Genomic DNA, 21463 nt, shown 5'->3' with positions numbered 1-21463 from the left:
AGGCGTAGACCAACGGCAGCCTCCGGACCCCCTTCCCCGTCGCTGTCTACGTGCGTAGCTTCTTTATCAGGCAATCAATGGCATGCCCACGCCAGTGGAGCGATCGGCGCGCTGTGCGCTCCCCCCCACCCGCTCCACGCTCCCCCCACCCCACCCTCTCGGAGGCACGTCATGCCCGTGCTCAGACCCGGTTCCCCCCGCCCGCGTCCGCTCGCCGTCCTCCTCACGGCCCTGCTCACGGCGCTCTCCCTCGCCCTCGCCCTCACCACCGCCCACGCCGCCTCCACCCCCCGCCGCGGCTCGGCGTACATGGGCATGGGAGTCCTCGCCCACGACGGCAGCGGCGGCACCCCCGCTCCCGGCCTGGTCAGCCAGACCGAGGGCGTCGACGTCGCCGGCTACCAGGGCAACGTCGCCTGGACCACCCTGTGGAACAGCGGCGTCCGCTGGGCCTACACCAAGGCCACGGAAGGCACGTACTACACCAACCCGTACTTCGCCCAGCAGTACAACGGCTCCTACAACGTGGGCATGATCCGCGGCGCCTACCACTTCGCGACCCCGGACACCACGAGCGGCGCCACCCAGGCCAACTACTTCGTCGACCACGGCGGCGGCTGGTCCCGCGACGGCAAGACCCTGCCCGGTGCGCTGGACATCGAGTGGAACCCGTACGGCGCCGCCTGCTACGGCAAGACCGCGAGCCAGATGGTCGGCTGGATCGCCGACTTCATCACCACCTACCGGTCGCGCACCGGCCGGTACCCGGTGATCTACACCGCCACGAGCTGGTGGACCCAGTGCACCGGCAACTACGGCGGATTCGCCGCCAACGACCCGCTGTGGATCGCCCGCTACGCCTCCGACCCGGGGACGCTGCCGGCGGGCTGGTCGTACTACACGATGTGGCAGTACACCTCCTCCGGCCCGACGGTCGGCGACCACGACAAGTTCAACGGAGCCCTGGATCGCGTCCAGGCCCTCGCCAACGGCTAGACCGCACTCGCCGTACGGGCGACCGTCCGCGGAGGGCGGTCGCCCCGGCGTGCGTCGCGGGCTGCGTTGGTGCTCACCGCCGGCCGGGATCATGCTGGTCAGGAGAGCCTGCCGAGCAAGGGCGAGATGAGCGGCGATGGAGCGACAGTCGACGTACACGGCCACGGCCACCATCGATGAGCAGGGCGTCCTCACCGGCTGGAGCGACGGCGCCCAGCGGTTGCTCGGCTACGAGGCCTCGGCGGTCGTCGGACGGCCGGCCGCCGCGCTGCTCGCCGCCGACGTCGCGGCGGCCGGGCGCGCCCTGGCCGGCCGGGACCGCTGGAACGGCATCGTGCCGCTGCGGCACCGGGACGGCCGGCGTCTGGAGCAGGGGCTCCTCGCCCACCGCCGTACCTCGCACGCCGGGGCCAATGACTGGCTCGTGGTGACCGCCGTGGCGGATCTGCCGCAGCCGCCCCGGGGCGAGCCGCTGGAGGAGTGGACCTTTCTGCAGTCGCCCTTCCCGCTGGCCATCTTCGACACCGAGCTGCGGCTGATGCGCGCCAACCGCCGCCTGGAGCGCGCCCTGTCCCTGCCCGAGGCGGCGATGCGCGGCTTGCGCCTGGTCCACATCGCGCCCGGCCGCGCCAGCGACGAGACCGACCGGGCCATGCGCCAGGTGCTGCGTACCGCCGAGCCGTGCGAGCTGGAGAGCGGCCTCGGCCCGAACCTCGGCCGGCCCACGGTGCTCACCCCGCTCAGGGACGCCTCCGGCCAGGTGCGCGCCGTGTGCCTCGCCTGCAGCCGGCGCGCCCCCGGCCCGGCCGAGGCCGAGCCGCCCGCCGGCGGTCCGTCCGCCGATCTCGGCCGCACCGCGCGGGAACTCGCCGAGGCCACGGTCCCCCGGCTCGCGGACTTCATGGCCGTGGACCTGATCGACTCCCCGCGGACCGGGTCCGGGCCGGCCGACGTCTCCGACACCGGCGCCGGTCAGGTCGTCCTGCGCCGCGCCGCGCTCCGGGCCGTCCCCGAGCACCACGACGGCCACGTCTCCGGCCCCGGGGTGGGCGAGGCGATCGCCTACGAGCCCGGCTCGCCCCCGGCCGAGTGCCTGGCCTCCGGCCAGTCCGTGCTGTACGACATCTCGGACCCGGTCGTCGCCGGGTGGGCGGCGCTGGACCCGGGCGCCGCGTGGCTGCACGCCTACGGCGTCCACTCGCTGATGGTGGTGCCGGTGCTCGCCGAGGGCAACACCCTCGGCGTCGCCCTCTTCGGCCGGCACCGGCGCCCGGAGCCTTTCGGCCCGGAAGAGCTGCGGCTCGCCGAGGAGCTGACCGCCCGCGCCGCCAGCGGCCTGCGCACCGAGCGCCGCTACTCCCGCGCCCGCACCACCACCATGTCCCTGCAGCGCAGCCTGCTCCCGCACACGCTGCCCGACCAGGCGGCCCTGGAGATCGCCACCCGCTATCTGCCCGCCGCCACCCGGGCCGGGGTGGGCGGCGACTGGTTCGACGTGATCCCGCTGTCCGGTGCCCGGGTCGCCCTGGTCGTCGGCGACGTCGTCGGACACGGCATCCGCGCCTCCGCCACCATGGGCCGGCTGCGCACCGCGGTGCGCACCCTCGCCGACGTCGACCTGCCCGCCGACGAGCTGCTCACCCACCTCGACGACCTGGTCCTCCGGCTGGCCGCCGACGAGGGCAGCGCCGACCCGGCCGCCGAGACCGCGGGCGGCATCGGCACCACCTGCCTGTACGCCGTCTACGACCCCGTCTCGCGCCAGTGCACGCTCGCCCGGGCCGGACATCCGCCGCCCGCCGTGGTCACCCCGGACGGCGCCGTCCGCTTTCTCGACGTGCCCGCCGGGCCGCCCCTGGGACTCGGCGGGCTGCCCTTCGAGTCGTACGAGACCGAGCTGCCCGAGGGCAGCCTGCTCGCGCTGTACACCGACGGGCTGCTGGAGGCCCGCGACCACGACATCGACGAGGCGCTGGACAAGATGTTCGCCGCGCTCGGCCGCCCCGCGCCGACGCTGGAGGCGGTCTGCGACCGGGTCCTGACCGACCTGCTCAGCCACCGCCCCGACGACGACATCGCCCTGCTCGTCGCCCGCACCCGCGCGCTGCACACCGACCGGGTCGCCGCCTGGGACCTGGACAGCGAGCCCACCGTCGTCGCCCGGGCCCGCAAGCACACGAGCGACCAGCTCACCGCGTGGGGGCTGGACGAGGCGGCCTTCACCACCGAGCTGATGGTCAGCGAGCTGGTCACCAACGCCATCCGCTACGGCCGTCCGCCCATCCAGCTCCGGCTCATCCACCATGACACCACCCTGATCTGCGAGGTCTACGACTCCAGCGGCACCACCCCGCACATGCGACGCGCCCGGATCTTCGACGAGGGCGGCCGGGGTCTGCTGCTGGTCGCCCAGCTCGCCGAGCGCTGGGGCACCCGGCACGACCGGGTCGGCAAGACGGTGTGGGCGGAGCAGTCGCTCCCGGCGGGGTGAGCCGGTTGGTCTCCTGACTCAAGGCCGGTCGAGGTCAGTTGACGACGACGTCGCCGGAGTACGTGCCGGTCGTGCTCGTCGTGCTGTCCTCGCCGGGTCCGGGCTCGTGAGTGGGCTCGGGGCAGTGGGCCGTGCCGCCGCCGCTGCTGCCGCTGCCGCCCCGCCCGGCGCCGCCGTCCCGGCCGCCGCACTTGCCCCGGCCACCACGCCCGCCCGCACCACCGGTGCCGCTCTGCCCCGGAGCCGTGCAGACCGGGGGTGTGCCCGTGCCGTCGCCGCCGTTTCCGCCCTGGCCTCCGTCGCCGCGCCGGCAGGAGTCGTGGTCGCGCTTCCTCTCGTGCTTGTCGTGATGCTTGTCGCGCTTGTCGTACTTCTTGTCGCGTTTGTCGTGCGTCTGGGCCTGGGTGTGTGTCGCCGGGGCGGCGAACACCGCGCCGGTGGGGACGAGGACGCCTCCGGCGGCCAGGAGAACGGAGACGGCGGCCGCGGCCAGAGTGTTCGTACGGAAGTTTTCACGCATGGCGGTTCTTTCCTTTTCTTTCCTCTTCTTTCCTCTTCTTTCCTTTTCTTTCCTTTTCTGCTTTGCTTTACTTTGTTTTCCTCTGCCGCGGATGACGGGGAATTCCAGGTCCGAGACCCGCTGTCGCCTCCTCGGCCCCCCACGCCACCGGAGCCGCACTCGGCCGCCGGGCCGGCGAGGTGCCGGTGGGCGGGAAGTGCCTGGGCGGTGCCGGACGTGCCCGCGGCGGCGGCCACGGCGGCCGCGGCCAGAGCGAGCGCGCGCCGGCGGAGTTTCCAGGCCATGGGCCCCGTCATGGGGTTCCTCGTCATGGGTTCCTCCCGGGGAGCAGCGGCGGCGGGGGTGAAGCGCCTGGCGCCGGTGCGGTCAGACCGCGTTGCCGCCGTCGCCGCCGGCGCCGCCTACGACACCGCCGGTTCCACCGGTGCCACCGTTGCCTCCGGTGGTGCCGCCGTCACCTCCGTTGCCGCCCTTGCCACCCTCGACACCACCGGCACCGCCGGTACCGCCGGTACCGCCGTCGCCGCCCGTGGTACCGCCCTTGCCGCCGTTGCCGCCGTTGCCGCCCTGGACACCTCCGGCACCGCCGGCACCGCCGTCGCCGCCCGTGCCGCCCGTGCCCGCGCCATTGGGGGGCGCCTTCTTGTTCTTGTCGTCCCTGTTCTTGTGGTGGTCCTTGTGGTGCTCGTGCTTCTTGTCGTGGTGCTTGGCCAGCAGCGTCACGGCCGCGGAGTCCGGCATCGGAGCCGCCGTGGCGGCGGTGGCCGGTAGGAGGATCCCGCCGGCGACCACCACGGCCGAGGCGACGACGGTGGAAAGGCGGAATCCGCGCTTGGCGCGCATTTCCTCCCGGGCCTCCTCCTGGATTTCCTGGCGGATTTCCTCGCGGTTCTCGCGGTTGCGCTTCATGACTTCTCCTACTCGGTATCGGGTCTTTTCGCTTTCCGGTGCTTCCGGTGCGGCCCGTGCTTCAAGTAGGCGGGAACGCCAGAGCGGGGTCACGTTCCGAGGACTCGGGACTTGACGGGCGGAAGAGCGGCCTGGACCATGCCGGGCCCCTGGTGGTCCACCATGTGGATTTGCCCCCTTCGAGCGCCTGTCGGCGGGGGCACGGCGAAGGCCCGGGCTCCCTCGCGGGACCCGGGCCTTCCCTCATCCGGAAGCGTCCGTCACGCCGCCACCGGAACCTCCGGCGCCGCGCCGTTCGCGGCGGGCGAGAGCGCCAGTTCCAGAACCTGGCGCACGTCGGTCACGGCGTGGACGTCGAGCCCGTCCAGCACCTCGGCCGGGACGTCGTCCAGGTCGGGTTCGTTGCGCTTGGGGATGATGACGGTGGTCACCCCGGCGCGGTGGGCGGCGAGCAGCTTCTGCTTCACGCCGCCGATGGGCAGCACCCGGCCGGTCAGCGAGACCTCGCCGGTCATGGCGACGTCGGTGCGGACCAGGCGGCCGGAGAGCAGGGACGCGAGGGCCGTGGTCATCGTGATGCCCGCGCTCGGGCCGTCCTTCGGGACGGCGCCCGCCGGGAAGTGGATGTGCACGCCCCGGTCCTTCAAGTCGGCCACCGGCAGCTCCAGTTCGGCGCCGTGGCTGCGCAGGAAGCTCAGCGCGATCTGCGCCGACTCCTTCATCACGTCGCCCAGCTGGCCGGTCAGGGTCAGACCCGCGGCGCCCGTCTCCGGGTCGGCGAGGGACGCCTCGACGAAGAGCACGTCGCCGCCCGCTCCGGTGACCGCGAGGCCGGTCGCCACGCCGGGCACGGCCGTGCGGCGCTCGGCCGGGTCCTGGGCGGACTCGGGCACGTGGTGCGGACGCCCGATCAGACCGCGCAGGTCCTCGTCCCGGACGGTGAACGGCAGTTCTCGCTCGCCGAGTTCGTGCTGGGCGGCGACCTTGCGCAGCAACCGCGCGATGGACCGCTCGAGGGTGCGCACGCCCGCCTCGCGGGTGTACTCGCCGGCCAGCTTGCGCAGCGCGCCCTCGTCGATCGTGACCTCGTCCGTGCCGAGGCCGGCCCGCTCGAGCTGGCGCGGGAGCAGGTGGTCCCGGGCGATGACGATCTTCTCGTCCTCGGTGTAGCCGTCCAGCCGGACGATGTCCATGCGGTCCGCGAGCGCCTCCGGGATGGCCTCCAGGACGTTGGCCGTGGCGAGGAACACCACGTCGGACAGGTCCAGTTCGACCTCCAGGTAGTGGTCCCGGAAGGTGTGGTTCTGCGCGGGGTCGAGGACTTCGAGGAGGGCCGCGGCCGGATCGCCCCGGTAGTCCGAACCCACCTTGTCGATCTCGTCCAGCAGCACCACCGGGTTCATGGACCCGGCCTCCTTGACGGCACGGACGATCCGGCCGGGCAGCGCGCCGACGTACGTGCGCCGGTGCCCGCGGATCTCGGCCTCGTCCCGGACGCCGCCGAGGGCGACCCGGACGAACTTGCGGCCCATGGCGTGCGCGACGGACTCGCCGAGCGAGGTCTTGCCGACGCCGGGCGGGCCGACCAGGGCCAGTACGGCACCGCCGCGCCGCCCGCCGATGACGCCGAGGCCGCGCTCGCCGCGCCGCTTGCGCACGGCCAGGTACTCGGTGATGCGCTCCTTGACGTCGTCCAGGCCCGCGTGCTCGGCGTCGAGGATCGCCTTGGCGCCCTGGATGTCGTACGCGTCCTCGGTCCGCTCGTTCCACGGCATTTCCAGGACCGTGTCCAGCCAGGTCCGGATCCAGGAGCCCTCGGGCGACTGGTCGGAGGACCGCTCCAGCTTGTCGACCTCCTTCAGGGCCGCCTCGCGGACCTTCTCGGGCAGGTCGGCGGCCTCGACGCGGGCGCGGTAGTCGTCGGACTCCTCGCCGTCCTTCTCGCCGTTCAGCTCGCGCAGTTCCTTGCGGACGGCCTCGAGCTGACGCCGCAGCAGGAACTCACGCTGCTGCTTGTCGACGCCCTCCTGGACGTCCTTGGCGATGGTCTCGGCCACGTCCTGCTCGGCGAGGTGGTCGCGCAGTTGCTGGGTGGCGAGCTTGAGGCGGGCCACCGGGTCGGCGGTCTCCAGCAGGGCGACCTTCTGGTCGGTGGTGAGGAAGGGCGAGTAGCCGGAGTTGTCGGCGAGCGCGGAGACGCCGTCGATGGCCTGGACCCGGTCCACGACCTGCCAGGCGCCACGCTTCTTCAGCCAGCTGGTGGCGAGGGCCTTGTACTCCTTGACGAGTTCGGCGACGTGGCCCGGCAGCGGCTCGGGCACGCTCTCGTCGATCCGGGCGCCCTCGACCCACAGGGCCGCGCCGGGGCCGGTGGTGCCGGCGCCGATGCGGACGCGGCTGCGGCCACGGATCAGCGCCCCCGGGTCGCCGTCGGCCAGCCGGCCGACCTGCTCGACCGTGCCGAGCACACCCGTCTTGGCGTACGTGCCGTCGATGCGCGGAACCAGCAGCACCCTGGGCTTCCCGGGCTCCGACCGGGCGGCGGCCTGGGCGGCCTCCACCGCGGCACGCACCTCGGCGTCGCTCAGGTCCAGCGGAACCACCATGCCGGGCAGCACGACCTCGTCGTCGAGCGGCAGCACGGGCAGGGCGAGCGTGAACGCCGTGGACTCAGCAGCCATGATCTCCCCTTAGGCAGTCAACTTGAGCTATGCCGACTCAACTGCGGGGGGATCCGCCGTTGTTCCCGGCGGCGTGTTCGCTGTGAGCGATCAAGAGGACTGCGCAGGTGAGAGGGGGCGCACAGGGCGATTGGGGGTGCCGATCGCCTGCGGGTGCGGCTGGGCGCTCCCGCGCCCCTGGATGTACGGGCCGTTCCTCAGGCCGTGCTGCGGCGGAGTGCCGGCCAGCACGCGATGCCTATCGCCAGGGAGATCAGGTGGCCCCAGTTGGTCATGGGGTCCCGGAAGGCGATCAGGTCGGTGAGGAGTCGGGCGGTGACGAGGGCGAGGAGGGGCCGACGGAGCCACGGCCGGAGCAGGCCGGCCAGGGCGCCCGTGCTGGCGGCGACGCCGAAGCTGATGCCGTAGTCGAGGCGGTGCAGCGAGGTGTCGGGGAGGTGACCCACGAGGACGGCGAGGCCCACCGGGACCTCGGTCGCCAGGGTGGCCAGGACGTGCCCGGCCAGGAACACGCAGGCCGCCCGGGCGCCGCCGATCCGGCGTTCCAGCGCGGTGAGCACCAGCACGAAGGCAACCGCGTACGGCGACAGCACCCCGCCTGCGATCCACAGCGCGCTCGCCAGCAGCACCAGGACAGGTGTCCGCACCAGGTGGGCGACGTCCGTGCTGGAGCCCTGGTACAGGGCGTGCACGAGCGCGGGACTGGCGTGGGCGGCGAACAGGGAGGTGGCGGCGAGGACGGCGGCGTAGCCGAAGGTGAACGGCGTGCCGGTGGGGGTGGGCAGGAGGCGCCAGGGACGGAAGGCGGGGCGGGCCGGCGCCGGGACCGGCGCTGCGGCCGGTGCGGTGGCCGGTGCGGTGGCCGGCATCCCGCGCTGCCGGGGGATCCCGTCGAGGAGGGGCGCGTCCAGGGGCGGGGACACGGCCGTCTCGGGGCCGGTCACGGTCCGTTCCACGTGCAGCGCTCCTTCCGTCGCGGCCCCACCCTTCGCCCTTGCCGAGGCACCTGTCTATGACCGGCGCCACCCAGGGGCGGATTCTCAACAACCTCTCAGGCATCAGCGGGATCGCCCCCGGTCGCGCGGGGGTCCCTCGAACGGGTGCATCAGCGCCGCGCGGCGCCGGTCCGCCGTCAATTCACGTGAAGGTCATGGCGAGTTCGAGCAGGATGGACGTATGACTGCCGCCTACGACTCTCCCGTGGTCCTGGACCGTCGCGAAGGCCCGTACGGCGAGGTGGTGCTGCGCAGACACGGTGCGCTGCTGCAGATCATCGCCAACGGGTGCTTCCTGATGGACACCTCCGACGGCCGCTCGGAGCGGTTGCTGGTCGACGCCGCGTACGCCGCACTGGACGGACGCCCGGCGCCGCACGTGCTGATCGGCGGACTGGGGGTGGGCTTCTCCCTGGCGCACGCGGCGGCCGGCCGGCGCTGGGGGCGGATCACCGTCGTGGAGCGGGAGCGGGCCGTCGTCGACTGGCACCGGGAGGGCGGGCCGCTGTCCGCGCTGACCGCGGACGCGCTCGCCGATCCGCGGACAAAGATCGTCGAGTCCGACCTCGTGCGGTACGTCCATGAGACATCGGACACGTTCGACGCCCTGTGTCTCGACATCGACAACGGCCCCGGCTGGACCGTCACCGAGGACAACGGGGGCCTCTACACGCGTCCTGGACTCCAGGCGTGCGCACGGGTGTTGAAGCCGGGCGGGGTGATTGCCGTATGGTCGGCGCAGCCCTCTCCGGAATTTGAAGGTACCTTGCGGAATGCCGGGTTCCAGCAGGTGCGTACCGAAGAGGTGGCCGTTGCCCGGGGCGTTCCGGACGCCGTGCACCTCGGCGTCCGCCCTGGATAGCGACGGCGCGGTGTGTCCCCGTAATGTGCTGCCCTGACGCGGATCATTCAAGCGTCAATCGCAGTCATGGGATCACCCCACGGATTCCGGAAAGCAACAGGGGCGGGCGATGGAGCAGACACACACCTCCCAGACCGGCGCGGCCACGACCACCCCGGGCGCGCAGCGCCGGGTGCTGGTCGTCGAGGACGACCCCACGATCGTCGACGCCATCGCGGCCCGGCTCCGCGCCGAGGGTTTCCTCGTGCAGACCGCGGGCGACGGGCCGGCCGCGGTCGACACCGCCGAGGCCTGGCAGCCCGACCTGCTGATCCTCGACATCATGCTGCCCGGCTTCGACGGCCTGGAGGTCTGCCGGCGCGTGCAGGCCCAGCGTCCGGTGCCGGTGCTGATGCTCACCGCCCGCGACGACGAGACCGACATGCTGGTCGGGCTCGGGGTCGGCGCCGACGACTACATGACCAAGCCGTTCTCCATGCGCGAGCTGGCCGCCCGGGTGCACGTGCTGCTGCGGCGGGTGGAACGGGCGGCGATCGCCGCGTCCACCCCGCGCTCGGGCATCCTGCGCCTCGGCGAGCTGGAGATCGACCACGCCCAGCGCCGGGTGCGGGTGAAGTCCGAGGACGTCCATCTGACGCCCACGGAGTTCGACCTGCTGGTGTGCCTGGCGAACACCCCGCGCGCGGTGCTCTCCCGGGAACAGCTGCTGGCCGAGGTGTGGGACTGGGCGGACGCCTCCGGCACCCGGACCGTCGACAGCCACATCAAGGCGCTGCGCCGGAAGATCGGCGCCGAGCGGATCCGCACGGTGCACGGCGTCGGGTACGCGCTGGAGACACCGACGCCATGAGCGACGGACGGGAGCCCGCACGAAGAGGCCCCGGGGAGGAACCCTGGGGCGGCGTACGCCCGTTCTCGATCAAGACCAAGCTGGGCGCGCTGGTCGTCATCTCGGTGCTGATCACCACCGGTCTGTCGATGATCGCCGTCCACACCAAGACGGAGCTGCGCTTCATCACGGTCTTCTCGATGATCGCCACCCTGCTCATCACGCAGTTCGTCGCGCACTCGCTCACCGCTCCGCTGGACGAGATGAACGCGGTCGCCCGCTCCATCTCGCAGGGCGACTACACGCGCCGGGTGAAGGAGAACCGCCGCGACGAGCTGGGCCACCTGGCCGAGACGATCAACGTCATGGCCGACGAGCTGGAGGCGCAGGACCGCCAGCGCAAGGAGCTGGTGGCCAATGTCTCGCACGAGCTGCGCACCCCGATCGCGGGCCTGCGCGCGGTGCTGGAGAACATCGTCGACGGCGTCACCGAGGCCGACCCGGAGACCATGCGGACGGCCCTGAAACAGACCGAGCGGCTCGGCCGGCTGGTGGAGACCCTGCTGGACCTGTCCCGGCTGGACAACGGCGTCGTCCCGCTGAAGATGCGCCGCTTCGAGGTGTGGCCGTATCTGTCGGGCGTGCTGAAGGAGGCCAACATGGTCGCCTCCGCGCGCGCGGGCATGGCCTCCGGTTCCGGCAGCCACACCCGTACGGACGTCCATCTGCACCTCGACGTCTCCCCGCCGGAGCTGACCGCGCACGCGGACCCCGAGCGCATCCACCAGGTGGTCGCGAACCTCATAGACAACGCGGTCAAGCACAGCCCGCCGTACGGCCGCGTGACGCTCAAGGCGCGACGCGGGCCGCAGCCGGAGTCGCTGGAGCTGGAGGTGCTGGACGAGGGTCCGGGCATTCCGCGCTCGGAGTGGCGCCGCGTGTTCGAGCGGTTCAACCGCGGTGCGGTGACCCGGCCGCACGGCCCGGGCAGCGACGGCGGTACGGGGCTCGGTCTGGCCATCGCGCGGTGGGCCGTCGACCTGCACGGCGGCCGGATCGGTGTGGCCGAATCCGAGCGGGGCTGCCGGATCATCGTCACTCTTCCGGGACTGACTTCCGCCCCAAGTTGACGTAAAGTCCGAACCGGAGCCGCAAGATCCACCGGCGTCCGGGCACCCGGGCACGTGTGATCAGGGGCGGGCCCGTGACGCCGTCGCGCCGGGCCCCGCTCGGCGATCCCGCACACCCCCGTCCCGATGCGGAACCACGCTTGTTTCCCGCCATATCAAGCCCTGAAACAAGATTTCTGATGTGACTTACGCGACGATGAACCGGCCCGACCTGACCTTCGCGGTCTTGGAGGCGTAGCCTTTATTCCCGCTGTCCATCACCTTGTGAAGCGGAAGAGGGCGGTTGCCGCCGTGTCGCCACAGTCCCCCAGTAACTCGAGCATCTCGACCGACGACCAAGCCGGGAAGAACCCCGCTGCTGCGTTCGGTCCCAACGAGTGGCTCGTCGACGAGATCTATCAGCAGTACCTCCAGGACCCGAATTCGGTAGACCGTGCCTGGTGGGACTTCTTCGCCGACTACAAGCCGGGGGCGCCCGCCGCCTCGGCTCCGGCGGGTACTGCGGCCGCGGGGGCCGCAGAGACCACCTCCCCCTCGGCTGCCCCGGCCCAGCCCGCGGCCCCGGCCCCGGTCGCTCCGCAGCAGGCCGCTCCCGCGCCCGCTCCGGCTGCGGCTCCCGCTCCCGCGGCGAAGGCCGCGGCCCCGGCCCCGGCCCCGGCCAAGCCGGCGACGCCCGCACAGGCGCCCGCTCAGCCGAAGGCCAAGGCCGCCCCCGCCGCCGAGGCCCCTGAAGGTCCCGAGTTCGTGACGCTGCGCGGTCCGTCCGCCGCGGTCGCCAAGAACATGAACGCCTCCCTGGAGCTGCCGACGGCCACCTCGGTCCGCGCGGTACCGGTGAAGCTGCTGTTCGACAACCGCATCGTCATCAACAACCACCTCAAGCGCGCCCGGGGCGGGAAGATCTCCTTCACGCACCTGATCGGCTTCGCGATGGTGCAGGCCATCAAGGCCATGCCGTCGATGAACTGGTCGTTCGGCGAGAAGGACGGCAAGCCGACCCTCGTCAAGCCGCCGCACGTCAACCTCGGCCTGGCCATCGACCTGGTGAAGCCCAACGGCGACCGCCAGCTCGTCGTCGCCGCCATCAAGAAGGCCGAGACGCTGAACTTCTTCGAGTTCTGGCAGGCCTACGAGGACATCGTCCGCCGCGCCCGCGACGGCAAGCTGACGATGGACGACTTCACCGGCGTCACGGTCTCCCTGACCAACCCCGGCGGCCTCGGCACCGTCCACTCCGTGCCGCGCCTGATGCCCGGCCAGTCGGTGATCATGGGCGTCGGCTCCATGGACTACCCGGCGGAGTTCCAGGGCACCAGCCAGGACACCCTGAACAAGCTCGGCATCTCCAAGGTCATGACGCTCACGTCGACCTACGACCACCGGGTGATCCAGGGTGCCGCCTCCGGCGAGTTCCTGCGCCAGGTCGCGAACCTGCTGCTGGGCGAGAACAACTTCTACGACGACATCTTCGAGGCGCTGCGCATCCCCTACGAGCCGGTCCGCTGGCTGAGGGACATCGACGCCTCGCACGACGACGACGTCACCAAGGCCGCCCGCGTCTTCGAGCTGATCCACTCCTACCGGGTCCGCGGCCACGTCATGGCCGACACCGACCCGCTGGAGTACCGCCAGCGCAAGCACCCCGACCTGGACATCGTCGAGCACGGCCTCACCCTGTGGGACCTGGAGCGCGAGTTCGCCGTCGGCGGCTTCGCCGGCAAGTCGATGATGAAGCTGCGCGACATCCTCGGCGTGCTGCGCGACTCGTACTGCCGCACCACCGGCATCGAGTTCATGCACATCCAGGACCCCAAGCAGCGCAAGTGGATCCAGGACCGCGTCGAGCGCCCGCACTCCAAGCCGGAGCGCGAGGAGCAGCTGCGCATCCTGCGCCGGCTGAACGCGGCGGAGGCCTTCGAGACGTTCCTGCAGACCAAGTACGTCGGCCAGAAGCGCTTCTCCCTGGAGGGCGGCGAGTCCGTCATCCCGCTGCTCGACGCGGTGCTGGACTCGGCCGCCGAGTCCCGCCTGGACGAGGTCGTCATCGGCATGGCCCACCGCGGCCGCCTGAACGTGCTGGCGAACATCGTCGGCAAGTCGTACGCCCAGATCTTCCGCGAGTTCGAGGGCAACCTCGACCCGAAGTCGATGCACGGCTCCGGCGACGTGAAGTACCACCTGGGCGCCGAGGGCACCTTCACCGGCCTCGACGGCGAGCAGATCAAGGTCTCCCTGGTCGCGAACCCCTCGCACCTGGAGGCGGTGGACCCGGTCCTGGAGGGCGTCTCGCGCGCCAAGCAGGACATCATCAACAAGGGCGGCACGGACTTCACGGTCCTGCCGGTGGCGATCCACGGCGACGCGGCCTTCGCGGGCCAGGGCGTGGTGGCCGAGACCCTGAACATGTCCCAGCTGCGCGGCTACCGCACCGGCGGCACGGTCCACATCGTCATCAACAACCAGGTCGGCTTCACGGCCGCGCCCGAGTCGTCCCGCTCGTCGATGTACGCGACGGACGTGGCGAGGATGATCGAGGCCCCGATCTTCCACGTGAACGGCGACGACCCCGAGGCCGTCGTCCGCGTCGCACGCCTTGCCTTCGAGTTCCGCCAGGCGTTCAACAAGGACGTGGTGATCGACCTCATCTGCTACCGCCGCCGCGGTCACAACGAGTCGGACAACCCGGCCTTCACCCAGCCGCTGATGTACGACCTGATCGACAAGAAGCGCTCGGTGCGCAAGCTCTACACCGAGTCCCTGATCGGTCGCGGCGACATCACCCTGGAAGAGGCCGAGCAGGCGCTGCAGGACTACCAGGGCCAGCTCGAGAAGGTCTTCACCGAGGTCCGCGAGGCCACCTCGCAGCCGCCCGCCGGCGCCGCCCAGGCCCCGCAGGACGGCTTCCCGGTCGCCGTGCCGACCGCGATCTCCACCGAGGTCGTCAAGCGGATCGCCGAGTCCCAGGTCAACGTCCCCGACCACATCACCGTCCACCCGCGTCTGCAGCCGCAGCTGCAGCGCCGGGCGTCGATGGTCGAGGACGGCACGATCGACTGGGGCATGGGCGAGACCCTCGCCATCGGCTCCCTCCTGCTGGAGGGCACCCCGGTCCGCCTCGCGGGCCAGGACTCCCAGCGCGGCACCTTCGGCCAGCGGCACGCGGTGCTCATCGACCGGGAGACCGGCGAGGAGTACACCCCGCTGCAGTACCTCTCCGAGGACCAGGCCCGCCTGAACGTCTACAACTCGCTGCTCTCCGAGTACGCGGCGATGGGCTTCGAGTACGGCTACTCGCTGGCCCGCCCGGACGCGCTGGTGATGTGGGAGGCGCAGTTCGGCGACTTCGTCAACGGCGCCCAGACGGTCGTGGACGAGTTCGTCTCCTCGGCCGAGCAGAAGTGGGGCCAGACCAGCGGCGTCGTCCTGCTGCTCCCCCACGGCTACGAGGGCCAGGGCCCGGACCACTCGTCCGCGCGTCCCGAGCGGTTCCTCCAGCTCTGCGCCCAGAACAACATGACGGTCGCGATGCCCACGCTCCCGTCGAACTACTTCCACCTCCTGCGCTGGCAAGTGCACAACCCGCACCACAAGCCGCTGATCGTCTTCACCCCGAAGTCGATGCTGCGCCTGAAGGCCGCTGCGTCGAAGGCGGAGGAGTTCACCACCGGCCAGTTCCGCCCGGTCATCGGCGACGACTCGGTCGACCCGGCCGCCGTCCGCAAGGTTGTCTTCTGCGCCGGCAAGGTCTACTACGACCTGGAGGCCGAGCGGGTCAAGCGCGGGGTCACGGACACGGCGATCATCCGCATCGAGCGGCTGTACCCGCTGGCGGGTGCCGAGCTCCAGGCGGAGATCAAGAAGTACCCGAACGCCGAGAAGTACCTGTGGGCCCAGGAGGAGCCGGCGAACCAGGGTGCCTGGCCGTTCATCGCGCTCAACCTGATCGACCACCTGGACCTGGCGGTCGGCGCGGACATCCCGGCCGGCGAGCGGCTGCGGCGCATCTCGCGCCCGCACGGCTCGTCCCCGGCGGTGGGCTCCGCCAAGCGCCACCAGGCCGAGCAGGAGCAGCTGGTGCGTGAGGTGTTCGAGGCGTAGGCCTCAGGGCACGGCACCGCACGGCACGCGCAAGGGCCCGCTCCCGGAAGGATCCGGGGGCGGGCCCTTGGCTCAGCTCGCCTGGGGTTCGAAGTCCCAGTACGGCCGGTTGCGGGAGCGGGCCGAGATGGTGTGGACGTGCTGCGCGCCCAGCGTGGCGGCCAGATCGGACAGGGCCTCCTGCTCGACCTTCTCCGCCTGCTGACGGTCTCTCAGCGCGCGCAGATCGGCCGCGTGGGCGATGCGCGCTGAGAGAGTCAGGGGGTGGGTCCGGCCCAGGGTCTCGGTGGCCCTGGCGATGGTGGTCCGGGACAGCTCGGCGGCGGACTCCGTCTCCCCGACCAGGTTGCGCAGCGCCGAGGCGTTGATGGCGCAGCCGAGGGTGTAGGGGTGGTGCTCCCCGACGGCCGCGGTCATGCCGGCCAGAGCCTCTTCCACGAGCACGTGGGCGTGCTCGCGCTCGCCGACGCTGCGCAGGATCATCGCGTGGTTGGAGCGGGCTCCGATGGTGAAGGGGTGCCCTTCGGGGAGCAGCATCTCGTAGCGGGCGATGATCGACTCGCTGGCCTCCCGGGCCTGGTCGATGTCGCCGTGCTCCCGCGCGAAGCAGCTCTGGCTGACGGCGGCGGCCAGGGTCAGCATGTGGGTGTCGCCGAGCTTGCGCTCGTATCCCTCCAGGACTCCGGTGAGCAGCTCGCCCGCCCCGGAGCGGTCGCCGCCGCGCAACTGGCACAGGGCGAGGTTGTGCTGGGCGCGCAGGGAGTCCTGGTTGTCCTGGCCCATGACCTTGGCGTACTCGCGTACGTTTCTCGCCTGGATGGACTCGGCTTCCGCGTACCGGCCGAGCAGGCGCAGGTCGACGGCGTAGGACACCTCGGAGAACAGGGTCCAGGGATGCCGGCCCTTCAGCAGCAGACGGCGTGACTCCAGCGTCTTCAGGTCGATGTCCAGGGCCCGCTCGTACCGGCCGAGCAGACGGAAGCTGAAGCCCAGGTTGTTGAGCGCGTTGAGGGTGCGTGAGTCCTGCTCGCCGAAGAGGTCGCGGTAGGCCGGGTAGAGCCACTCGTAGACCTCCAGCGCCTCGTCGTACCGGGCGAGGTTCCACAGGTCGGCTCCGAGCCCGCCGGCCATCCGCAGATAGTCCAGGTCGCGCTCGCCCCTCTCCTCCCGCAGCCGCTCCATCGCCGCCCGGTCGATCGCCTCCGTCTCCTCGAAGCGGCCCGCCGAGCGGAGCAGGTTGGCGTGGTGGTAGGTGGCCTCCCAGACGCGCGGGTGGGACTCGCCGAGGAGGCGGCGCCAGGAGCGCAGGGTGCGGGCGCCGAGTTTGACGCCTGCGGTGTACTCGCCGGCGAACCACATGTAGCGCAGGCAGTTGAGGACCAGCAGCTGGACCTTGCGGTCCTTGCTCTGCAGGACGTCGGCGTACTTCAGGTGCGGCACGATCTCCGCGTACGCGTCCCAGTTGCGGGTGTCGGTGGGGCGGCCGGGGTCGGCGTCGGCCAGGGCCCGTCGTACCACTTCGATGAACTCCCGCCGGTCCGCCTCGGGCATGTCCTTGTGCACGATCTGGTGCACCATCCGGTGCAGGTACAGCGACTCGCCCGAGGAGGCGGCCTCGTCCATGGCCGTCTCGTGCTGGTCCAGGCGGACCACGGAGTACTGGCGGAGCTGGTTGATCGCCTTGTTCCACAGCAGCGGGTCGTCCAGCAGCCCCGCGAGCTGCTCCGGCAGGTCGTCGTGCGACATCTCCTTCAGCAGCCGTACGGGGATGAAGCCGGGGGCGAAGAAGGTGCACAGCCGCAGCAGGTCGACGGACTCGGGCACCGTCTCGCGGAGCTTGTTCAGCAGTATCGACCAGGCGGTCTGGAAGGCGAGCGGGAAGTCGGCCGAGACCTTGACGACGTCCTGGTCGATGCCGCCGTCGAGGAGGCCGATGTACTCCTCGACGGACAGGTCGGAGTCGTTGAGCCAGCCGGCGGTCTGGTCCAGGAGCAGGGGGAGGTCCTCCAGGGCCTCCGCCAGCTGGTCCGCCTCCTGCTCGGTCAGGCGGGGGGCGCGGCGGCGGATGAAGGCGACCGACTCGTCACGGTCGTAGACGCGGACCTCGAGCAGTTTGCTGTTGTGCTCGCCCCACTCGGGGTTGCGGGAGGTGATGAGCACGTGTCCGGGGCCGGTGGGCACCAGGTCCCAGACCTGGTCGGGTTCGTCGGCACCGTCGAGGACGAGCAGCCAGCGCGCGTACGGGTCGCCTCTGCGCAGGGAGTCGCGGACGGCGCGCAGCCGCTCGCCGTACTCCTGGCCGGTCTGCAGGCCGAGCTTGGGGGCGAGTTCGGCGAGGCCGCGGCGGTAGGTCACCCGCTTCTCGGCGTTGACCCACCAGACGACGTCGTACTCGGAGCCGAACCGGTAGACGTACTCGGCGGCCAGCTGGGTCTTGCCGACGCCGGACATGCCGTGCAGGGTGAGGACGCCGGCGCCGGTCTCGCTGCCCTGGAGCAGGTGGTAGGCGTCGTTGAGCAGGGGCTCGCGGCCGGTGAAGCGGGTGTTGCGGCGCGGTACACCGCCCCACACGTCGGGCATGGACGCCGGGAAGCGGGGGGCAGGGCGGGAGGCGTCCGCGGTCAGCGGGGTGGTGAGCGGGATGTCCATGCGGTCGAGCAGGCGCCGTTCGGCCTCGTCGGCGCCCATGTTGGTCAGGTCGACCGGGGCCAGTGCGGCGGTGGCGGAGGGCACGGAGGCATTGGTGACCGACACGGCGGCGAACCGGTCGGGGTCGGGCGCCACGACCTCGCGCAGGGCGGCGTTCCACTCCTCGTGGGTGCGCGGGCCGAGCTGGAAGTACCACTCGCTGACCAGGATCAGGATCCGGCCCTCGGCCAGGGTGAGGTCGCCCAGCAGACTCACCAGCGACTGGTCCGGCGGGGCGTCCCAGCGCAGATAGACCACTCGCAGACCGCGCCGCTCCAGCCTGTCCCCGATCCACGCCGCCCAGGCCCGGTTGAACCCGGCGAAGCTGATGGTGACGGTCTGCCTCGCGGCCCCCTTCCCGGTCGAGCGGACCGGCGTACGAGCTTCAGACATGCAGCGGCCTCCAGCGCGTAGTCATAAAATCCTAGAACCTCGGCGTGACTCTGGGGAGTCCGGCGACTGCAGGAACGAACGCCTCGGCCCGACGATCTTCGCGCAGCGGAGCCTGCGAAGTCGGCATTTCACCGATTCGTGAGCGGGGGAGCCGGAGGCTGACGCTGTGTCCACAGGGTGCGCACGGCCTTGACGTACGCCTGCGCGCGCGCCGCGTACCCCCGGGGCGCGGGGTTCGCCGCCAGCCGTTCATGGGCGGCGACCATGCCGTCCACGAACCGCCGGCCCACCGGGGTGAGGTCGGGCGAGCCGACGAGCGCGGGCAGGGCCGCCCCCACCTGGGCCTGGTAGCGGGCGTGTTCCGCCCAGGCCTGGGCCCGCTGGGCCGGGTCCACGGCGGCGAGGGCGCGGCGCTGGAAGAAGTCCGCGAGCGCCAGGTGCGAGTACGCCCCCTGGAGCAGTCCGTCGTACGGCCGGGCGTCCGTGCGCCAGGGCGCGAAGTAGCGGGCCTCGGGTCCGGCCCGGTGCAGTTCCACCATCTCGCTCAGCGCGGCGAGTTTGGTGTGCTGCAGTTCGTGGACGAGCGTCGCGGCGAAGGCCACCGGGGTCGCCGGGGCACTGCTCAGCAGCGCGCCGAACGCCTCGCGCCGGGTGGCGCTGCAGCTCCCGCGGCCGTCGGCGCCGGGCGGCGTCTCCAGCGGCACCAGGCAGCGCAGCAGGGCGAGCGCCTCCGCCGGCCGGTGCTCCCCGCCCGAGTGCAGGACCGCGGCCGTACCGGCCCAGGTCTGCAGCCAGCGCTTGCGTTCGGCGTCGTCGGGGGCGGCGGGGCCGCTCAGCGCGGACTGGCCCGGCTCGCGCGGCGGGACCCGGTAGGGGTCGAGGTCGTCCAGGGGCATGGGCGCGCCGCCGGGCTCCAGCCCGGGCAGGGCGTGGGCAGGGGTCCAGGCGAGGGCGCCGGACCAGGCGCCGGTGCCGTGCTCCAGGTGCACCGTCACGTCGGGCGCACCGGGCTGGCGCAGCGTCAGGACGCCGTTCGCATGCCGGACTTCGACCTCCGTGTCGCCCCGCTCGGCGGTGTGCAGGGCGCCCAGCGAGGGCAGCATGAGCACGCCGTCGCGGGCGGTCAGCCGGGTGGTGAAGGCGAGGCCCGCGCGGGCGGCGGCGACCGCGGCGTTCACGCTGAAGTGCGCCAGATCGCGGCGCAGTTCGCGCGCGTCCGCGGCAAAGAGGCGTCCGGTGCGCGGAGTGAGCCCGGTCAGGCACCGCCTGGCCCAGGGGCCCATCAGCGGATGGGTGAGCCGGGTCCGGGCCGGTGATCCGGGGCCGGGGGCCGCGCGGTCGGCCGCCGTCAGCAGGGCCCAGTCCTCGCGCAGCCGGCGCTTCGCCGCGTCCGGGCAGACGGCGGGGTCGGCGGCCTCCGCCGCGTCGAGGACGGCGCGCACCATGAGCAGCCGCCTGGTGTCCTGGTCGCGGACGAGGAGCGCGAGGGTGTCGGGGCCTCCCTCGGTACGGCTGAGTTCGGCAAGCGCCCGGTCCGGGACCGCCGGAAGTATCACGGGGTGCCCCCTTCGAGTGAGGCCGGGACGGCGGGGCTCGCGCCCTTGGCGTCCCCGGCGAGCCGTCCGGCCACGTGCAGGATGAAACGCTGGAGGTCCGCGCAGTACACGGACGGGTTGCGAAAGCCGTGCCCGGCCCGGTACCGGTGGGCGTAGTGGCCGCCGCCGCAGACCGTGAGCAGGGGGCAGGCGCGGCAGCGGTCCGCGAGCGCCGCCGCGCCCGCCTGGCGGGCGGCCACGCCGGGGTGGCGCAGGGCGTCGTCGAAGTCGTGCCCGAAGACGTCCAGACCGGTCTCGGCGGCCCCGTCGTACGCCGACTTCAGCGAGTCGACCTGTTCGATCGACCCGTCGGTCTCGACGACCACGGCGTCGAAGGGGGCGAGCCCGAGGGACTCGGTGGCCGCGGGCAGGCCGAGCAGCAGCGCGAGGCACTCCTCGAAGAGCCGTACCCGTGTCTCCCGCCGCCCGGCCGACCACCAGCGGTCGAAGACGCGGCACAGCCACGCGCCGTGGCGCGCGCCGGACCAGTGCGGGGGCGGGGCCGACCAGTTCCCGTGCGGCAGCAGCAGGTCCAGCGCGGGCGGGCGCAGGTCGAGCAGGGACTCGTACAGCTCGACCGGGTCGGTCGTCGGGTCGACGACGGTGAGGACTCCGGCGTACGCCTGCGGGAAGTGGTCGGCGACCAGGCGCGCGCCGCGTGCTGCGGCGGGCCAGGACGGCCGGCCGGCGTGGTCGACGCGCCGTGCGTTGTGCGCGGCACGGCCCCCGTCGAGGCTGATGCCGATGCTGATGCCGTGCCGGGCGAGGACGGCCACGCGCTCGCGCGTCAGCAGGGTGGCGTTCGTCTGGACGGTGGCCTGCACGGTGCAGCCCTCGGGGACGCGCCCGCGCACGTCGTCGGTGAACCGGGCCAGCGTGTCCGCGCCGGCCAGCAGCGGCTCGCCGCCGTGCAGGACGAGGGAGAGGGCCTTCAGGCCGTGGGTGCGGGCATGCCGGCCGATGCGGTCGGCGGTGCGCTCCAGCACCTCGGCCGGGGCGGTGGCCGGGCGGGTGCGCCAGGTGCGGTCGGGGCCCTCGTAGAGGTAGCAGTAGCGGCAGGCGAGGTTGCACCGGCCGTGCACCTTCACGATGAACTGCCGGAAGGGGCGGGGCGCCGGGGGTGCCGGATGCGCCGCGGTCCGTCCAGACACTGCAGCACCCCCATGCCGTACGCCCCGCGCAGCCGCGTGACGAGCGCGCCACGGCCGTTTTTCCGTCCGTGCGCCACGGCTCTCTTCCGCCCGTATGGACGCGCATTCCCGGCCGGTGACCGGAC

General features: G+C 72.2%; 13 protein-coding genes. 6 read left to right on the top strand and 7 right to left on the bottom strand.

All coding sequences use genetic code 11. From position 1 onward, the window contains the following. Positions 1-171 precede the first annotated feature (171 nt). Together ACZ404_RS14350 and ACZ404_RS14345 are read left to right on the top strand one after the other, a co-directional pair. On the top strand, positions 172-996 hold the full coding sequence (locus tag ACZ404_RS14350; RefSeq protein WP_468439499.1) for a lysozyme: 825 nt from the start codon (positions 172-174) through the stop codon (positions 994-996). Between the two features lie 136 nt (positions 997-1132). Then, positions 1133-3487 carry a SpoIIE family protein phosphatase gene (locus tag ACZ404_RS14345; RefSeq protein WP_468439498.1) on the top strand — a complete coding sequence of 785 codons (2355 nt, stop codon included), beginning with the start codon at positions 1133-1135 and terminating at the stop codon, positions 3485-3487. Positions 3488-3521: 34 nt separating this feature from the next. On the opposite strand, the gene ACZ404_RS14340 is transcribed toward ACZ404_RS14345, so the two are convergent. The 4 genes from ACZ404_RS14340 to ACZ404_RS14325 all read right to left on the bottom strand — a co-directional run bounded on the left by ACZ404_RS14340 (position 3522) and on the right by ACZ404_RS14325 (position 8553). Continuing rightward, positions 3522-4007, bottom strand: coding sequence for a hypothetical protein (locus tag ACZ404_RS14340; RefSeq protein WP_468439496.1), 486 nt, complete (start codon positions 4005-4007; stop codon positions 3522-3524). A 366-nt stretch (positions 4008-4373) separates the two neighbouring features. Beyond that, positions 4374-4916 (bottom strand): hypothetical protein, encoded by a 543-nt coding sequence (locus ACZ404_RS14335; protein ID WP_468439494.1) that lies wholly within the window; start codon positions 4914-4916, stop codon positions 4374-4376. A 260-nt stretch (positions 4917-5176) separates the two neighbouring features. Next, on the bottom strand, positions 5177-7597 hold the full coding sequence (gene lon, locus ACZ404_RS14330; RefSeq protein WP_468439492.1) for an endopeptidase La: 2421 nt from the start codon (positions 7595-7597) through the stop codon (positions 5177-5179). A 197-nt stretch (positions 7598-7794) separates the two neighbouring features. After that, on the bottom strand, positions 7795-8553 hold the full coding sequence (locus tag ACZ404_RS14325) for a rhomboid-like protein (RefSeq protein WP_468439488.1): 759 nt from the start codon (positions 8551-8553) through the stop codon (positions 7795-7797). 220 nt (positions 8554-8773) lie between these two features. Between ACZ404_RS14325 and ACZ404_RS14320 the strand changes: the two genes are divergently transcribed. From ACZ404_RS14320 to ACZ404_RS14305, 4 genes are all read left to right on the top strand, one after another. Next, positions 8774-9454 (top strand): spermine/spermidine synthase domain-containing protein, encoded by a 681-nt coding sequence (locus ACZ404_RS14320; RefSeq protein ID WP_468439486.1) that lies wholly within the window; start codon positions 8774-8776, stop codon positions 9452-9454. Between the two features lie 109 nt (positions 9455-9563). Next, positions 9564-10304 carry a response regulator transcription factor gene (locus tag ACZ404_RS14315; protein WP_468439484.1) on the top strand — a complete coding sequence of 247 codons (741 nt, stop codon included), beginning with the start codon at positions 9564-9566 and terminating at the stop codon, positions 10302-10304. After that, positions 10301-11413 (top strand): HAMP domain-containing sensor histidine kinase, encoded by a 1113-nt coding sequence (locus ACZ404_RS14310; RefSeq protein ID WP_468439482.1) that lies wholly within the window; start codon positions 10301-10303, stop codon positions 11411-11413. Before ACZ404_RS14315 ends, ACZ404_RS14310 begins: the two co-directional genes overlap by 4 nt. A gap of 291 nt (positions 11414-11704) precedes the next feature. Beyond that, positions 11705-15511, top strand: coding sequence for a multifunctional oxoglutarate decarboxylase/oxoglutarate dehydrogenase thiamine pyrophosphate-binding subunit/dihydrolipoyllysine-residue succinyltransferase subunit (locus tag ACZ404_RS14305; RefSeq protein WP_468439480.1), 3807 nt, complete (start codon positions 11705-11707; stop codon positions 15509-15511). A gap of 72 nt (positions 15512-15583) precedes the next feature. Here the strand turns inward: ACZ404_RS14305 and fxsT are convergent, their stop codons facing one another. The 3 genes from fxsT to ACZ404_RS14290 form a co-directional block, all read right to left on the bottom strand. Then, complete coding sequence (gene fxsT, locus ACZ404_RS14300; protein WP_468439478.1) at positions 15584-18592, bottom strand: FxSxx-COOH system tetratricopeptide repeat protein; 3009 nt, start codon at positions 18590-18592, stop codon at positions 15584-15586. Between the two features lie 128 nt (positions 18593-18720). After that, a complete protein-coding gene (locus ACZ404_RS14295; protein WP_468439838.1) occupies positions 18721-20145 on the bottom strand; it encodes an aKG-HExxH-type peptide beta-hydroxylase in 1425 nt (474 codons plus the stop codon). Next, positions 20145-21338, bottom strand: a complete 1194-nt coding sequence (locus ACZ404_RS14290) for an FxsB family cyclophane-forming radical SAM/SPASM peptide maturase (protein WP_468439476.1) — start codon at positions 21336-21338, stop codon at positions 20145-20147. The genes ACZ404_RS14295 and ACZ404_RS14290 overlap by 1 nt, the downstream gene beginning before the upstream one ends. Positions 21339-21463 lie beyond the last annotated feature (125 nt).

Source organism: Streptomyces sp. NPDC030798 (assembly GCF_055572275.1).
Note: the sequence above shows the minus strand (reverse complement) of the source record. Positions and strands in the feature narration are given on the sequence as shown.